The organism is Faecalibacterium sp. I2-3-92 (assembly GCF_023347315.1).
GTDB classification, from domain to species: domain Bacteria; phylum Bacillota; class Clostridia; order Oscillospirales; family Ruminococcaceae; genus Faecalibacterium; species Faecalibacterium duncaniae.
In genome coordinates this window covers 2,094,445-2,111,182 of record NZ_CP094470.1, presented here as the reverse complement: position 1 = coordinate 2,111,182, position 16,738 = coordinate 2,094,445, and the positions used below count along the sequence as shown (strand labels likewise).

The 16,738-nt window shown below is 59.3% G+C and carries 13 protein-coding genes and 1 other RNA gene; 8 read left to right on the top strand and 6 right to left on the bottom strand.

The window, feature by feature from the left end; all coding sequences use genetic code 11:
• Nucleotides 1-2 precede the first annotated feature (2 nt).
• The 5 genes from MTP42_RS10365 to gpmI all read left to right on the top strand — a co-directional run bounded on the left by MTP42_RS10365 (nucleotide 3) and on the right by gpmI (nucleotide 6,507).
• Entirely contained in the window at nucleotides 3-986 is a 984-nt protein-coding gene (locus MTP42_RS10365; protein WP_249257257.1) for a glycosyltransferase family 2 protein, read from the top strand.
• Complete coding sequence (locus tag MTP42_RS10360; RefSeq protein ID WP_156060693.1) at nucleotides 987-2,435, top strand: flippase; 1,449 nt, start codon at nucleotides 987-989, stop codon at nucleotides 2,433-2,435.
• A gap of 267 nt (nucleotides 2,436-2,702) precedes the next feature.
• Complete coding sequence (locus MTP42_RS10355; RefSeq protein WP_097773591.1) at nucleotides 2,703-3,911, top strand: phosphoglycerate kinase; 1,209 nt, start codon at nucleotides 2,703-2,705, stop codon at nucleotides 3,909-3,911.
• A gap of 201 nt (nucleotides 3,912-4,112) precedes the next feature.
• Nucleotides 4,113-4,883 carry a triose-phosphate isomerase gene (tpiA, locus tag MTP42_RS10350; RefSeq protein ID WP_005931061.1) on the top strand — a complete coding sequence of 257 codons (771 nt, stop codon included), beginning with the start codon at nucleotides 4,113-4,115 and terminating at the stop codon, nucleotides 4,881-4,883.
• 97 nt (nucleotides 4,884-4,980) lie between these two features.
• The gene (gene gpmI / locus MTP42_RS10345; RefSeq protein ID WP_249257256.1) at nucleotides 4,981-6,507 is read left to right on the top strand and encodes a 2,3-bisphosphoglycerate-independent phosphoglycerate mutase; all 1,527 of its coding nucleotides are present in this window, start codon (nucleotides 4,981-4,983) and stop codon (nucleotides 6,505-6,507) included.
• 86 nt (nucleotides 6,508-6,593) lie between these two features.
• On the opposite strand, the gene MTP42_RS10340 is transcribed toward gpmI, so the two are convergent.
• Complete coding sequence (locus MTP42_RS10340) at nucleotides 6,594-7,046, bottom strand: S-ribosylhomocysteine lyase (protein ID WP_249257255.1); 453 nt, start codon at nucleotides 7,044-7,046, stop codon at nucleotides 6,594-6,596.
• 17 nt (nucleotides 7,047-7,063) lie between these two features.
• Entirely contained in the window at nucleotides 7,064-8,812 is a 1,749-nt protein-coding gene (pyk, locus tag MTP42_RS10335) for a pyruvate kinase (RefSeq protein ID WP_097773593.1), read from the bottom strand.
• A gap of 335 nt (nucleotides 8,813-9,147) precedes the next feature.
• Here pyk and MTP42_RS10330 point away from each other — a divergent pair, with 335 nt between their 5' ends.
• Together MTP42_RS10330 and MTP42_RS10325 are read left to right on the top strand one after the other, a co-directional pair.
• Nucleotides 9,148-10,326, top strand: a complete 1,179-nt coding sequence (locus MTP42_RS10330) for a phosphopentomutase (protein ID WP_005931044.1) — start codon at nucleotides 9,148-9,150, stop codon at nucleotides 10,324-10,326.
• Between the two features lie 169 nt (nucleotides 10,327-10,495).
• Nucleotides 10,496-10,987, top strand: a complete 492-nt coding sequence (locus MTP42_RS10325) for a hypothetical protein (RefSeq protein ID WP_227611894.1) — start codon at nucleotides 10,496-10,498, stop codon at nucleotides 10,985-10,987.
• Between the two features lie 80 nt (nucleotides 10,988-11,067).
• Here MTP42_RS10325 and MTP42_RS10320 read toward each other — a convergent pair whose 3' ends face one another.
• From MTP42_RS10320 to rnpB, 4 genes are all read right to left on the bottom strand, one after another.
• Complete coding sequence (locus tag MTP42_RS10320) at nucleotides 11,068-12,774, bottom strand: LCP family protein (RefSeq protein ID WP_249257254.1); 1,707 nt, start codon at nucleotides 12,772-12,774, stop codon at nucleotides 11,068-11,070.
• Nucleotides 12,775-12,799: 25 nt separating this feature from the next.
• Nucleotides 12,800-13,156 carry a NusG domain II-containing protein gene (locus MTP42_RS10315; RefSeq protein ID WP_117504707.1) on the bottom strand — a complete coding sequence of 119 codons (357 nt, stop codon included), beginning with the start codon at nucleotides 13,154-13,156 and terminating at the stop codon, nucleotides 12,800-12,802.
• 3 nt (nucleotides 13,157-13,159) lie between these two features.
• Nucleotides 13,160-15,094, bottom strand: coding sequence for an NAD(+) synthase (locus MTP42_RS10310; RefSeq protein WP_249257253.1), 1,935 nt, complete (start codon nucleotides 15,092-15,094; stop codon nucleotides 13,160-13,162).
• A gap of 183 nt (nucleotides 15,095-15,277) precedes the next feature.
• An RNA gene (gene rnpB / locus MTP42_RS10305) (RNase P RNA component class A) lies at nucleotides 15,278-15,615 on the bottom strand.
• A gap of 105 nt (nucleotides 15,616-15,720) precedes the next feature.
• On the opposite strand from rnpB, the gene MTP42_RS10300 reads away from it, so the two are divergent.
• Nucleotides 15,721-16,638 (top strand): RluA family pseudouridine synthase, encoded by a 918-nt coding sequence (locus MTP42_RS10300; protein WP_249257252.1) that lies wholly within the window; start codon nucleotides 15,721-15,723, stop codon nucleotides 16,636-16,638.
• Nucleotides 16,639-16,738: the final 100 nt, after the last annotated feature.

Genomic DNA, 16,738 nt, shown 5'->3' with positions numbered 1-16,738 from the left:
TTGTGCTGAACGATACCGTCAGTATCATTGTGCCGATCTATAACAAAGAAAAGTATCTGGAAAAATGTCTGGACAGCATCCTCGGTCAGACCTATCGGGATCTGGAAATCATTCTGGTGGATGATGGGTCAACAGACAACTCCCTTGCCATCTGCCAGCGCTACGCGGAAAAAGATCCGCGGATCAAGATATACCATAAGCCAAACGGTGGTGTTTCTTCTGCGCGAAACCTAGGATTGGAAAAAAGTACAGGCACGCTGATTTCTTTTGCTGATCCGGATGATTCACTCCACGCCGAGTGCATAGAACGGCTTAAAAGAGTGCTGGATGAGACCGGTGCGGAGATTGCTTATTGCTATGGTCTGGATCTTCTGGGCACGACCGGACGAACGCAGACGAAGAGCGATGAGACGGAGAAAGTCAGTGTTATGCCGGTCAGACGATATGACTGGAACAGCCGGAAGGCACATACAGTGTGCTGGGGTGCGCTTTACCGCCGTGCGGTCACACAAGACGTTGTGTTCGATACTGACTTAAAAATTGGTGAGGATACGCTGTTTCTTGCAAAATGTATCCGAAAGGCAGAAAAAATTGCCTGCATCGACAAGGCACTTTACTATTACTATGTCAACGATGACTCGGTGACGAGCGGGCATTATTCGGCAGGAAAACTGACAGAGCTGAAGGCATGGCAGCGTATCTGTGAAGTGTTTGCAGATGAACCGTTCGTGTATCGGTCTGCACGGGCAGGATATGCGCTCCGGTGCAGAGAAATTGTGGTGAAATACTGCAAGGATGATGCTTTTATGGAGCAGGCGTGTGCCGAAGCGGAACGGGAGTTTAAGAGAAATGCCGGCCCCCTTCTGGCAGGCTGGCTTCGTGCAGGGCAGTATCGGTATTTTATAAAAACGTTGTATTCGTATCTGCTCTGGAACAGCTGGCTGAAAAAGAAACAGGCCAGAAAAAATTACGAAGTGGAGATCTGAATGAAAAAATCCCTCAGTCTGAATGCAGCAATGAGTGCGTTCAAGACACTGATGAATATTATCTTCCCGCTCATCACATTCCCCTACGCTTCCAATGTTCTTCAGGTGGAAAACCTGGGCAAAGTGAACTTTGCAAGCTCCGTTTGCGGGTATTTCCTGCTGTTTGCGGGCCTTGGCATCTCCTCCTATGCAGTGCGTGAGGGTTCCCGCTATGTGAACGACCGGGAAAAGCTGTCGGCTTTTGCATCGGAGATGTTCTCCATCAATATGATCTCCACGGCCCTGACCTATGCGGCATTGGCGGTGACGATGCTTTTCTGGACAAAGCTCCATGCCTATACCGACCTGATGCTGGTGCTGAGTTTACAGATCTTCTTTACGACCATCGGCACCGAATGGGTGTTCACAATCTTTGAGGAGTATACCTATATCACCATCCGGGGCCTGCTGTTTCAGGTACTGTCCATTTTCATGCTGTTTGCCTTCGTCAAGACCCGGGATGACTACTGCATCTATGCAGGCATCACGGTGTTTGCAGCGGTAGGTGCCAATGTGCTCAATTTTTTCCGGGCCCGGCGGTACTGCACCATCCGGCTGACAAGGAAGATCGACTGGAAAAAGCACCTCAAGCCCATCCTCATCATCTTTGCATCCACGCTGGCAACGACCCTTTATGTCAGCTCGGATACCACGATTCTGGGCATTCTGGGAACAGATTACAATGTGGGCATTTACTCGGTGGCGGGTAAGATCTATGGCATTGTAAAGAACCTGCTTTCGGCGGTGCTGGTGGTGTCTATCCCGCGGCTGTCCCATTATGCGGGCGTGGGGGACAAGGCAAACTTCAACAAGCTGTTCAACAATATCTTCAACGCGCTCATCGTGGTGGTGGCTCCGGCTGTGGTGGGACTGTTTGCCCTCAGCCGGGAGGTCGTCCTCTTTATTTCCGGGGAAAGCTATCTGGATGCGGTGATGCCCCTGCAGATCCTGAGCCTTGCCCTGATTGTCTGCCTGTTTGGCTGGCTGTACAATTCCTGCGCGCTTCTGCCCTGCGGAAGAGAAAAGGAACTGTTCTGGATCACGCTGGTCAGCGGTCTGCTGAACGTGGGGCTGAACATCCTGCTCATCCCGCGGTTCCGGGAGAATGCGGCAGCCTTTACCACCCTGCTGGCAGAGCTGTGCTCCATGATGCTCTGCATCCGCTGCTCCAGGGGCCTGGTCACGGTCTCAGCTGACCGGCGCACCGTTGGCTCGGTGCTCTGCGGCTGTGCGGGCATCGTTCTTGTCTGTACCGGGGTCAAGGCACTGGCTCTGCCCAATCTCATCTGCATTCTGGCGGCAGTGCTGGGCTCAGTGGCTGCATACGCGGCCATCCTGCTGGGCATGAAAAATCCGCTGGTGCTGGAATATCTGGAAAAAGCGAAGCAGAAGTTCCGGAAAACATCCTGAATGGACAGGACCCGCTGCGGGGGCGAACACTCCCTGCAGCGGGTCTTTTTCAGAAAAAACGGCGTTTTTTGGTGCGTTCCGGCAAAATCACCACATTTCTTTGCTTCTGCAACAAATGTTTGTTAATAAATTATCCATCCCCCGTCCTTGCAATACACACGCTTTTTGTTTATAATAAGGATGTACGGGGAAGTTCGCAGTGCGCGGCCCCCGATGAAAAGCAAAATTCGATTCCGAACGAAAAGAATTTGAGAGGAGTTTGTTACCATGGGTTTAGGTAAGAAAACGATCGACGATCAGAATTACTGCGGCAAGAAGGTCCTTGTCCGCTGCGATTTCAATGTCCCGATGAAGGACGGCGTGATCACCAACGAGAACCGCATCAATGCGGCTCTGCCCACCATCCAGAAGCTGGTCAACGATGGCGCTAAGGTCATCCTGTGCAGCCACCTGGGCAAACCCAAGAACGGCCCCGAGGCAAAGTTCAGCCTGGCACCCGTTGCTGTGGCTCTGAGCGCAAAGCTGGGCAAGACCGTTGTGTTCGCTGATGACGACAACGTTGTGGGCGAGAACGCAAAGGCTGCTGTTGCCGCAATGAACAACGGCGATGTCGTTCTGCTGCAGAACACCCGTTTCCGCAAGGAAGAGACCAAGAACATGCCTGAGTTCAGCCAGGAGCTGGCTTCTCTGGCAGATGCATACGTTGACGATGCATTCGGCAGCTGCCACCGTGCACACTGCTCCACCGCAGGTGTCACCGACTACATCAAGGATACCGCTGTCGGTTACCTGATGGAGAAGGAGATCAAGTACCTGGGCAACGCAGTCAACGATCCCGTCCGTCCCTTCACCGCCATCCTGGGCGGCGCTAAGGTCGCCGATAAGCTGAACGTCATCTCCAATCTGCTGGAGAAGGTCGATACCCTGATCATCGGCGGCGGCATGGCTTACACCTTCGTCAAGGCACAGGGCTACGAGGTCGGCAAGAGCCTGTGCGACGATACCAAGCTGGATTACTGCAAGGAAATGATGGCCAAGGCCAAGGAGAAGGGCGTGAAGCTGCTGCTGCCCGTGGATGCAGCCTGCATCAAGGACTTCCCCGATCCCATCGACGCTCCCGTGGATGTCACTGTGGTGCCTGTCACTGCCATCCCTGCTGACATGGAGGGCTGCGACATCGGCCCCGAGACCATGAAGCTGTTTGCCGATGCTGTTAAGGCATCCAAGACCGTGGTGTGGAACGGCCCCATGGGCGTGTTCGAGAACCCCACCCTGGCAGCCGGCACTCTGGCTGTTGCCAAGGCTATGGCTGAGAGCGATGCTACCACCGTGATCGGCGGCGGCGACAGCGCAGCAGCTGTGCAGCAGATGGGCCTGGGCGACAAGATGACCCACATCTCTACCGGCGGCGGCGCTTCTCTGGAGTATCTGGAGGGCAAGGAGCTGCCTGGTATCGCTGTGATCCAGAACGCATAAGCATCTGAACCAGCATCACTGAGGTGCGGCGGCATATACGCCGCCGCACTTTTTATTTTGGGTAATAAGATCTCTCAGGCTTGCCGACGCTCGCCAGCTCCCATCCGGGAGGCAGGAGATGTCGTTTATCCTGCCTCTCCTGCCGGGAGAGGCGGCACCGAAGGCAGCGGGGAGGTATTTTGTGATAAGGAGATCGTTAGAATGGATAAGGCAAAGCGTAAGGCAATCATTGCAGGCAACTGGAAGATGAACAAGACCGCCACTGAGGCGGCCAAGCTGGTGGATGAGCTGATCCCCGCCGTCAAGGATGCTTCCTGTGAGGTCGTTATCTGCACCCCCTACACCGATCTGGTCACCGCTGTGGAAAAGACCAAGGGCACCAACATCCATGTGGGTGCTGAGAATGTCCACTTTGAGAAGTCCGGTGCGTTCACCGGCGAGATCAGCGCCGATATGCTGGTGGATCTGGGCGTGGAGTACGTCATCGTCGGCCACTCCGAGCGCCGCCAGTACTTTGCAGAGACCGACCAGACCGTGAACAAGCGCGCTCTGGCTGCCCTGAATGCAGGCCTGAAGGTCATCATCTGCGTGGGCGAGAGCCTGCAGCAGCGCGAGGAGGGCGTGACCGAGGAGCTGGTGCGGATGCAGACCAAGATCGCCCTGCGCGACGTGACCGCCGAGCAGATGGCAAACGTGGTCATTGCCTACGAGCCCATCTGGGCCATCGGCACCGGCAAGACCGCGACCGCTGACCAGGCCGAGGAGGTCTGCGCTCAGATCCGCAAGGTCATCGGCGAAGTGTACGGCGAGGCTGTGGCCGAGGCTGTCACGGTCCAGTACGGCGGCAGCATGAACGCCAAGAACTGCGAGGAGCTGCTGAGCAAGAAGGATGTGGACGGCGGCCTGATCGGCGGCGCATCTCTGAAGGCTCCTGATTTTGCTGTTATCGTCAATGCCGCTTCCAACGGCTGAGAAGGCCCTCTGACCTGTTTTCCCAGCGCCCGGCTGCGCCGTTTTTCCAGCGCTGTGCCGGGCGCTATTTGTTCTAAATCAAAGGAGATTCAACGTTATGTCCAAGAAACCTGTACTTCTGTGCATCATGGATGGCTTTGGCTGGGTGCCCAACGAGACCTACGGCAATGCCGTGGTCGCCGCAAAGACCCCCCATCTGGATGCCCTGATGGCAAAATATCCCATGACCACCATCGAGGCCTCCGGCATGGCTGTCGGCCTGCCCGATGGCCAGATGGGCAACTCTGAGGTGGGCCACACCAACATGGGCGCTGGCCGCATCGTTTACCAGCAGCTGACCCTCATCACCAAATCCATCCGGGACGGTGAGATGTTCAAGAACCCCGTGCTGGTCAAGAACATGAAGGCTGCCATTGAGGCAGGCAAGGCCATCCACCTGATGGGCCTGGTGGGCACTGGCGGTGTCCACAGCCACGCTGACCACTGGTTCGGCGTGCTGGAAATGGCAAAGCACATGGGCGCAAAGGAAGTCTACCTGCACTGCATCACCGATGGCCGTGATACCGACCCCCACGCCGGCAAGGGCTTCCTGGCTGACCTGCAGGCCAAGCTGGATGAGCTGGGCGTTGGCAAGATCGCCAGCGTTTCCGGCCGTTACTACGCCATGGACCGCGACAACAACTGGGACCGCGAGGAGAAGGCTTACGCCGCATTCGTCTACGGTGAGGGCAACCACGCTGCCAACGCTGCCGAGGCCATTGAGGCATCCTATGCTGCCGATAAGACAGACGAGTTCGTTCTGCCCTGCGTCACCTGTGAGGGTGGCCGCGTGCAGGATGGCGATACTGTCATCTTTATGAACTTCCGTCCCGACCGTGCCCGCCAGATGACCCGCATCTTCTGCGATGACGACTTCAAGGGCTTTGAGCGCCGCGGCGGCCGCAAGCAGGTCAACTATGTCTGCATGGCCGAGTACGATGCCACCATGCCCAACTGCGAGGTCGCCTATCCTCCCGTGGAGCTGAAGAATGTTCTGGGCCAGTACCTGTCCGAGAACGGCAAGACCCAGCTGCGCATTGCCGAGACCGAGAAGTATGCACACGTCACCTTCTTCTTCAACGGCGGTGTGGAGGCTCCCTACGAGGGTGAGGACCGCTGCGTCATCCCCAGCCCGAAGGTTGCCACCTACGACCTGCAGCCCCAGATGAGTGCCCCTGAGGTGGCTGCTGAGTGCGTCAAGCGCATCGAGAGCGGCAAGTATGACGTGGTCATCCTGAACTTTGCCAACTGCGACATGGTCGGCCACACCGGCGTGTTCGATGCCGCTGTCAAGGCCGTTGAGGCTGTGGATACCGCTGTGGATCAGGTGGTCACCGCTGTGCTGAACGCAGGCGGCTGTGCCTTTATCACGGCTGACCACGGCAACGCCGAGAAGATGATGAACCCGGACGGCACTCCCTTTACCGCCCACACCACCAATGTGGTGCCCTTTGTGGCCGTTGGCTGCGGCGATGTGAAGCTGCGCAAGGGTGGCTGCCTGGCAGATATCGCCCCCACCATGCTGCCCTATATCGGCCTGCCTGTCCCCGCTGAGATGACCGGCAAGAGCATCATCGTGGAGTAAGCACTCCGCAAAAGAGTTTTCCTGAAACGCAAAAAGACCTCCCCGTGCAGGTGCTGCCTGCATGGGGAGGTCTTTTGCTGTATCGCTTAGTAGTGCAGCTGGTCAGCGGTCAGTGCTTCCAGCACCGGCAGCATGGCGGCTGCCTCGGCCTTGGCGGCGAGCAGATCCATATCGCGGTAGTTGCCGCATTCCACCTCGCTGGCACCGGGGATATCCCCCTCAAAGGCGGCCATGAAGCGGAAGGAATCCACGGTCAACTCCAGTGCCTGCGCCGGGGTCAGCCCGCGGGTGAGCAGGTAGAAGCCGGTGCGGCAGCCCATGGGGCCAACGTAGATCACGCCGTCCTTCACCGCGCTGTTGCGGGCGTAGGTGGCAAACAGGTGCTCCAGCGTGTGGGCGGCACCGGTGGTCAGGTAATCGCCCTGATTGGGCTTCTTCATCCGGATGTCCCAGGTCAGCACATCACCATCCTGGCGGCTCAGGTACATGCCCCGGTCCAGTTTGGTGTGATCGACACAGAAGCTTGCAATGCGTTCCATGATGTTCTCCTTCAGGATCAGGCCTGCAGGCGCTGGACGCTGCCGTGGGCACAATCCACAGCGATATCCAGGCCGTCGCGGATGTGGCTGCAGGCACCTGCAGCACCCACGATGGTGGGTTTGAGCAGGGAGTTGCCCACGATGGCAGCGTGGCTGTTCAGGCCGGGCTCCTCGACCACCAGAGCGGCGGCATCGCGGACATAGCCCAGCATCTCGTTGGTGGTGGAGGGAACGACCAGCACCATGCCGGGGCGGAACTTTGCCTTGACCTCCTCCAGAGTGCGGCAGACGCAGGCCTTGCCGCTGGCGGAGACCAGATCGGTCTTGCCGCGGCCCACGCCCACACCGGTGGCCAGGCAGTTGCCCACCATGTGGATCTTGATCATGTTGGTGGTGCCGGAAACGCCCACGGGCACGCCTGCGGTCACAACGGCCAGCTCGCCGTTGTGCAGGTAGCCGTTCTTCTCGGCCAGAGCGGTGGACATCTCGATCAGCTCATCGGTGCTGTGGGCGGGGCCCATCAGCAGGGAAGTGATGCCCCAGCTCAGGGAGAGCTGACGCTGCACCTGCTCGTCCATAACGCAGGCAATGATGGGCTGCTTGGGGCGGTACTTGCTCAGCAGGCGGGCAGTGTTGCCGGATTCGGACACGGTGACGATGGCGGCAGCGTTCACGTCCTTGGCGGTCAGGCAGGCAGCATGAGCGGTTGCATCACTGACGCTGATCTGGATCTCGGCGTGGCGCTGGGCGCGGTAGTGCTCCTCGTTCTCGGTGCGCTCTGCAATGGCGGACATGGTCTTGAGGGCCTCCACGGGGTAGTCACCGGCAGCGGTCTCACCAGACAGCATGATGGCGGAGGTGCCATCGTAGATGGCATTTGCCACGTCGGAGATCTCGGCACGGGTGGGGCGGGGGTTGACCATCATGCTGTCCAGCATCTGGGTGGCAGTGACGATGGGCTTGCCGAAGGAGAAGGAGCGGTCGATGATGTCCTTCTGGATGCCGGGCAGCTCGGTGAAGTCGATCTCAACACCCAGGTCACCACGGGCCACCATGACGGCATCGGCTGCGGAGAGGATGCTGTCGATGTTGTTCACGCCCTCACGGTTCTCGATTTTGGCAATGATACGGATGTTGGAATCGTACTCATTCAGCAGGTTGCGGATGTCGTACACATCCTGTGCGGTGCGCACAAAGGAAGCAGCGATGAAGTCAAAGCCGTTCTGCACGCCAAAGATGATGTCCTCGCGGTCCTTCTGGCTCAGGTAGGGCATGGACAGATGCACGCCGGGCACATTGACACCCTTTTTGGTCTTGATCTTGCCGCTGTTCAGCACGGTGCAGATGATGTCGGTGTCGGTGACCTGCTCAATGTGCAGCATGATCAGGCCGTCGTCCAGCATGATGGTGCCGCCGGGCTGCACGTCCTGGGGCAGATCCTTGTAAGTGACGGAGCAGATCTCCTTGGTGCCCTCCACCTCGCGGGTGGTCAGGGTAAAGGTCTGGCCGGCTTCCAGCATCTCCACACCGTTCTTGAACTCCTTCAGGCGGATCTCGGGGCCCTTGGTGTCCAGCAGGGCGGCAACGGGCTTGCCCAGCTCCTCACGCAGAGCCTTCAGCTTTGCCAGACGGCCGCCGTGCTCCTCGTAGGAACCGTGGGAGAAGTTGAAACGGGCCACGTTCATGCCGTTTGCGATCAGGTCGCGCAGGACATCGCCCTTATCGGTAGAAGGGCCCAGGGTGCAGATGATCTTCGTTTTTCTCATAAAATACCTCCAACGTTTACGCTATAATGCTCTCTATCTTGACGCAGCAGCCCAAGCTGGCTGCTCTCTGGCGGGCAGTGATTGCTTTGCGCCCGCGGCGGCAGTATACGCCAATATGGCTGTTTCAACAAACCATACCACTATACATTATAAGCTCTTGGATACAATAGCGCAAGAAAAATCTTTGCAAAGAAACTGCTAAGATTTCATCAGGTTTGAACAAAAAACTTTCCACCACAAAGCGCTTGCATAACCGGCGGGATTTGCTTATAATGAAGGTAAGCAAAAGTGCGACTGTTCCGGGGCAGCCCCGGAGGAAAATGGAGTGAAAACATATGGAAAAGCGTGTATTTTTGATCGTACTGGACAGCTTTGGCATCGGCGCGGAGCCGGATGCAGCCGCCTTTGGCGACGAGGGCACCAACACGCTGGGGGCCATTGCAGGGCATCCCAATTTCAACTGCCCCAACCTGAAAAAGCTGGGCCTGTTCAACATTGACGGTGTGACCGCGGGCGAAAAGACCGACGCGCCCGCCGGTGCCTTTGCCCGCCTGCAGGAGCAGAGCATGGGCAAGGATACCACCATCGGCCACTGGGAGATCGCCGGTGTGGTCAGCCCGAACCCGCTGCCCACCTTCCCCAACGGCTTCCCGGAGGAACTCATTCAGGAGTTTGAGGCAAAAACCGGCCACAAAGTCCTCTGCAATCTGCCCTATTCCGGCACCGAGGTGCTGAAGGACTACGGCGAGCAGGCCATGAAGGAAAATGCCCTCATCGTCTACACCAGCGCCGACAGCGTGTTCCAGGTGGCCGCCCACGAGGAGCTGGTGCCCGTGCACGAGCTTTACCGCTACTGCGAGATCGCCCGTGAGATGCTGAAGGGCGCGTACGGCGTGGGCCGTGTCATCGCCCGGCCCTTCCTGGGCAGCAGCGCCGAGACCTTCTACCGCACCACCAACCGCCACGACCTGAGCCTGAAGCCGCCCCGTGCCACCATGCTCGACCTGCTGAAGGAGGCCGGCAGGGATGTCATCGCCGTGGGCAAGATCTTTGATATCTTTGACGGACAGGGCGTGACCGAAAAGATCAAGACCACCGGCAACACCAATGGCATCGCCTTCACCAAGGCATTGCAGACCCGGGATTTCGAGGGCCTGGCCTTTGTGAATCTGGTGGATTTTGATATGCTCTACGGCCACCGCCGCGACGTGCCCGGCTATGCCGCCGCCGCCACCGAATTTGACCGCTTCCTGGCCGACTTCATCCCCGGGATGCGGGAGGGTGACCTGCTGATGATCACCGCCGACCACGGCTGCGACCCCTCCTACACCAAGACCACCGACCATACCCGCGAGTATGTGCCGTATCTGGTCTGCGGCAAGGGCGTGAAGCCCGGTGTGGATTTGGGCACCCGGCTCTGCTTTGGCACCATTGCACAGACCGTGTGTGAATATCTGGGCGTGGATGCTTCCAGCCTGGACGGCCACAGCGTGCTGCAGGAGATCCTGAAGTAATATGAGCCCTCTCAGTCATGCGACAGCGTGACCGAGAGGGCTATTTTTTGTGCAAAGTCTTGAACAATATAGTCAGTTGTGGTAGACTAGCACATGCACGCCCGGTGCTTACAAGGTTTACGCTGGGCGCAGGAATTGATATGGTTTCAGAATAGAAGGAGACTATCACATGAGAATCAATCGTACTCTGGGTCTGGCACTGACCGCTGCTGTGCTGGCTGTTGCCATGACTGGCTGCTCCAATAGTGCATCTTCCACCGCATCCTCCACCGCATCCTCCGCTGCTTCCAGCGAGGCTGCTTCCTCTGTGGCCGCTTCCAGCGAAGCTGCCGAGAGCGAGGCCGCTGCCGCCAGCGTTGTCAGCACCGAGGATCTGGATGTGAACGGTACCACCTACTCCGCTGACTGCTACGGCGAGTTCACCCTGTCCAACGGCGACACCATGAAGCTGTGGAAGGTGAAGGACGCTTACGCAGATCTGAGCGCTCTGCCCATGAAGGGCATGGCCGAGGAGTTCCCCATCGAGGCCGAGGCCGAGCAGATCTATGTTGCTGACGTGACCAGCAACGGCGAGACCACCCGCCAGTATCTGCGCACCGACAAGGCTGGCCGCAACGGCACTGTCTCTGTCAAGACCTTTGAGCTGGGCGACGCTGAGTAATCGCGCTTCCCTGTAAGATCAGAAGACAACAAGCCCCGGACCTTTTGCAAGGCCCGGGGCTTGTGCTGTTTTATCCTGTTTTATTCTCCGCTGCTGCTGGAGCCGAACAGGGCATCCAGCACGGTGGAAGCGGCCTGATGCAGGGAGTTGGCAGCAGATTCCACCTGCTCCTGTGTGGGCAAGGAGATAGAAGGTGTTTCTGCTCCGCCGGTGGATTCACTGCTGGCTTCACTCTCGGCAGGTGCTTCGGTGGAAGCCTCGCTTTCGGCAGGCGCTTCGGGGGTGGGTTCTGCGGGCTGCTCATCGGCGGGCTGTTCCGCAGGCACGCTCTCGGCAGGTTCCTCCACAATGACACTGTCGGGCGATTCCTCCACAGAGGTGCCCGCGTTGGGGTCAGCTGTGGGGGTGAACACCTCGGTCTTTTCGGGGGTCTGCTGGGTATCGCTCACGGTGCCCTCGCCGCCCAGAACGGATGCAATCAGCTCCTTGGCCTGGTTGACCGAGTTCTCATCCGGCTTCATCACATAGAGGCTCTGACCCTTTGCGGAGTAGCACTGGGAGCTCTTGCCGCTGGTGCCGGTCACGGCATAGCTCTGGATGTCCCAGTCAGACAGGCTTGCCAGCTGCATCCGCACCAGTGCGGAGATCTGCTCCTGAGAAAGGCTGGTCACAAAGCAGTCGGACACAGCATCCATCAGCTTGGAAAAACTCATCAGCACAGTGGGGGATTTGATCTTGTTCATCATGGCATCGATGACTTTCATCTGGTTGATGCCGCGCTGGATATCGCCGGAGGCAAAGGCGTGACGCTCACGGGCAAAGGCCAGAGCGCTCTTGCCGTCCAGATGGTTCCAGCCCTCGGCAAAGGTGGTGGGATCATAATAGCCGGGGCTGCCCACCGAGGTGAACGCCTGATCGGAGTAGACATCCACGCCGCCCACGGCATCGATGATGCTGATGAAGCCCGCAAAGTTGATGCGGAGGTATTGGTCCACATTGACCCCGTACAGGTTGCCCAGGGTTGCCATGCTGGTCTCCACGCCGTACAGACCGGCATGGGTCAGCTTGTCCTTGCTGTTGGTACCCGCCAGATCAACGTAGTAATCGCGGGGAGTGTTGATGAGCGCCACCCGTTTGGTGGAGGGATTGACCACGGCAAGGATGTTCACATCGCTGCGGGCTTTTTCGGTCAGTTCGCCGCGGTTGTCCACGCCGCTCAGGTAGACCACAAAGGGCTCCTTGGTGATCTTGTTGGCCTCGGTGCCGGTGACAAGGCCGGAGGTCACGTTATCCAGTGCACTCAGGCCCTGCTGCGCCCAGACACAGCCCAGCGCCAGAAAGGCACACAGGAACACCGAGAACACCCGGGATACCTTGCGGGGGGCGCTGTACTCCTGGCAGCGCTTGACCAGCAGCCAGAACAGCACCAGCAGCGCCGCAATGATGACCAGATACAGCGCGGGCAGCATCTGGGTGCGACAGAGCTGGAAGAAGGCCGCAATGCTCAGAATGGCTTGTACGATCAGCAAAACAGTACCTCGTTTCGGGTTGGCCGCGCCGGTATCTGCATCCGGCCTGCGGCGGGGGGGCTTTGACTCCGGGGCAGACCCGCCGGTATGCTTCGGCGGCTTGGGCGGTGCAGGCGGCGGGGTGGGAGCGGCAGTTTCCGGCGCAAAAAAGGCCGCGCTGTCCACCTCCACAGTCTTTTCTTCCGGTGGGCGGTGGCCCCGGTGGATGTGCCGGGTGCTGTCATCGTCCGTGTGGGAACGGGAAGTTTCATCAAACATAGGAATTCTCCTTTTTGACATGTCCTCAGGCAAGGGGCACGATGGTCAGAACAGCCCGTGCCGGCAGACAGGTGGCCGTCTGATCCTCCTGCGAGATCCAGCCAAAGCTTTCGCAGATGTGGTCAGGGCAGGGGGAATCAATGAACCGTGCCGCGCCGTCCTTGACCTCGATGTGCACCGTCAGATAGCCGGTGTCGATGTCATAGACGGCATCCTTGTCCAGAGAGATCTTCTGCACCGTGTTCGCATCGCCGTAGATCAGCTCCGCGCCCAGGGTGCTGCCGCTCTGCCCGGCACTGCGGAGGTAAAAAAGCACCCCCGCGATCACCAGAACAACAGCGGCGAACAGTAAATTGACCCAGAGATTTTTTTTCTGCTTCATGGCTCAGGCATCCTTCTGGGGGAACAGCTGTTCCAGCTCGGCCAGCCACAGGGCGGCGCAGGCATCGCTGGGCATCCGCCAGTCCCCGCGCGGCGAGAGGGTCACGCTGCCGATCTTGGGGCCGTCGGGCAGGCAGCTGCGCTTGAACTGTTGGGCAAAGAACCGCCAGTAGAAGTTGCGCAGCCACTTGTACAGTACCGCGTCCGGGTATTCCTCCCGGCCCGCAAAGGCCACCCTGGCCAGCCGGAAAATCTTTGCCGGGCCAAAGCCGAAGCGGAGCACATAATAAAGGTAGAAGTCGTGCAGTTCATAGGGGCCCACCAGATCCTCGGTGCGCTGTGCGATCTCGCCGTTGTCCTTGGCGGGCAGTAGCTCGGGGGACACAGGGGTGTCAAGGATGTCCAGCAGCACCTCTTTCAGGGCCGGGGTGGCGGCAATGTCGGCTTCGTACCGGACAAGGTGGCGCACCAGCGTTTTAGGCACGCCTGCGTTCACGCCGTACATGCTCATGTGGTCGCCGTTGTAGGTGGCCCAGCCCAGGGCCAGCTCGGAAAGGTCGCCGGTGCCCACCACCAGGCCGCCGGTGCGGTTGGCAGTGTCCATCAGTTCCAGGGTGCGCACGCGGGCCTGGCCGTTCTCGTAGGTCACGTCCAGCACGCTCTCGTCCTGGCCGATATCCCGGAAGTGGCTGTGCACCGTGGCGGCAATGTCGATCTCGGTAAAGCTGACGTGCAGCTCGTCACAAAGGATCTCTGCATTGCTGCGGGTGCGCTTGGTGGTGCCAAAGCAGGGCATGGTCACGGCCAGCACATCGGTGGTGGGGCGGCCCAGCTGCTTCATGGCGCGGACAGCCACCAGCAGGGCAAGGCAGCTGTCCAGACCGCCCGAAATGCCGATGACGGCTGTTTTGGCGCGGGCGTGCTCAAGACGCTTGGCCAGGCCATCGGCCTGCATCTTCAAAATCAGCTCACAGCGTTCGGCGCGCAGCTGCTCGTTGTGGGGGATAAAGGGGGTGGGGTCTACCCAACGGGTCAGCACGGTGTCGGTCAGGGCCAGGTCGAACTCCACGGTCTGGTAGCCCTCGGTGCTGGGCTCAAAGCTGGTGTTGCGCGCCCGCTCCGATTCCATCCGCTGGCAGTCCAGCTCTGTCTCGGCAAGGCCGCCCGCAAAGGGCTTCACCTCGGCCAGCAGGGTGCCGTTCTCGGCGATCAGGTCGTGGCCTGCGAACACCATGTCCTGGGTGCTCTCGCCGTGGCCTGCCGAGGCGTACAGGTAGCCGCAGAGCAGGCGGGCAGACTGGTTCTCCACCAGTGCCCGGCGGTACTCGGCCTTGCCCACCGTTTCATCGCTGGCCGAAAGGTTGGCGATGACGGTAGCGCCTGCCAGTGCGTGGAAGGTGGAGGGCGGCAGCGCGCTCCACAGATCCTCGCAGAGCTCCACGCCCAGCACAAAGCTGGGCATCTGACGGCAGCGGAAGAGCAGGGAGGTGCCAAAGGGGACATCCTGCCCGCAGACATTCACCCACTCCACCTCGGTGGAACCGGGGGTGAACTGCCGCTTTTCATAGAACTCGCCGTAGTTGGGCAGGTACGTTTTGGGAACCAGACCCAGCAGCTGCCCGCGGCAGAGCACGGCAGCGCAGTTGTACAGCTTGCCCCGCACCATCAGGGGCAGGCCCACAAGGGCCACGGTGTCCAGCTCCCGGCTGGCATCCAGCAGCTCCTGCAGGCCGGTCAGGGCTCCCTGCTGCAGGGTGCGCTGCAAAAACAGGTCGCCGCAGGTATAGCCGGTCAGGCAGAACTCAGGGAACACGGCCAGCTTTACGCCGCGGGCGGCGGCGGCACGCAGCTCCGTGAGGATCTGCCGGGTGTTGTAGGCGCAGTCCGCCACCCGAAGCGCGGGCGAGAGGGCTGCTGCTTTCAAAAAACCATCTTTCATCGGAGGATTTCACATCCTGTCTCTCTTGTTTGCCCACGGAGAACAACTGTGCTCCCGTGGTGAGGATAGTATACCACACTCTGGCCAAAACGAAAAGAGGGCTGTTATCAACCTTCTCTGCCCCTGCGCCTGACGGCGGGGCAAAGAAGGGTTCTAACAACCCCCTGCAGATACACCAAATGGAAAACGAGATGGACCGTAAGCCGGGTTCTGTATTAAACGACGATCTGTCTAGGCCTGCCATTGCTGACAGGCTCATGCCGCCTTCGGGACACGCGAGCAGCGCTGTACGTCCCATATAGGCGTTGCTTCCGGTAGGGTTTACAAAGCCGCATAGTCACCCATGCGCTGGTGAGCTCTTACCTCGCCCTTTCATCCTTACCGCATTGCTGCGGCGGTTTCCTTTCTGTTGCACTTTCCCTGAGGTCACCCTCGGCTGCCGTTAGCAGTTACCGTGCTCTGTGAGGCCCGGACTTTCCTCAGAGCGGTCAAAGCCGCCCCGCCGCCGTATGTTCCACTCGTTTTCCGTTCCCCATGATACCATAAAAAAACAAGATTTGCAAGTGACGATGAAATTTGGTATAATAAATCTAAATATGGCGTGAAATTTTTGGGAGGAACAAAGGATGCAGCTGCTTTTCAATGTCCCGCCCGAAGCCGATGGCGTGCTGCTGCGCGGCTTTCTGCGCCGGTGTGCCGTCTCCACGGAGCTGGCCCGGGCGGTCAAATTCCATGGCAGCGGCTTTTTTGCGGACGATGTTCCCATTCTGGCCAACCGCCGTGTGCAGGCAGGGCAGGTGATCCGCTTTGCGCTGCCCGCCGACGGCCCCGGCGTGGAGCCCCAGCCTGAGATCCCGGTCAGGGTCGTTTACGAGGATGCTTTTGCCGTGGTGCTGGAAAAACCGCCCCATCTGGCGGTCCACCCCACCCTGAACTACCCCCGGAATACCCTGGCCAACGGCTATGCCGCCTGGGCGGCTGCCCACGGCGAAAGCCCGGTGTTCCGCCCGGTGAACCGGATCGATAAAGACACCAGCGGGCTGGTGCTGGCCGCAAAGAACGGCTATGCCGCGCCCCTGTTGGCCGAGGGCGTAGAGAAACTCTATTACGCCATCGTGGAGGGCGAACTGCCCCTTGGCCCCGGAGTCATCGATGCCCCCATTGGCCGGAGAGGGGACAGCATCATCGGGCGGTGCGTGACCCCCGAGGGGAAGCCCAGCCGCACCGAGTATACCATATTAAAGGCAGAGCAGGGCCTGAGCCATGCCGCCTGTGTTCCCGTGACGGGCCGCACCCATCAGATCCGGGTGCACTTTGCATCCATCGGCCACCCGCTGGCCGGGGACGACCTTTACGGCGGGCACCGTGACCGCATTGCCCGGCAGGCGCTCCATTGCGCCCGGCAGAGTTTCCGGGTGCCGGCTTACACCGAGGTGCCCGGCGGCATCCGGCTGGAAACGCCGGTGGAGGAACACGCCCGCACCGTTGCAGTGGAGAGCCCCCTGCCCGAGGATATGCGGGCATTGCTGGATGCTGAAATATGAAAATATGGTGAAACCTCTGTGAAAGCTCTGCCCAAATTTTGTGACAAGCCTTGTATCGGCCCGGGCAGAGTGTATAATTGATATGAATTTGTAACTTTCG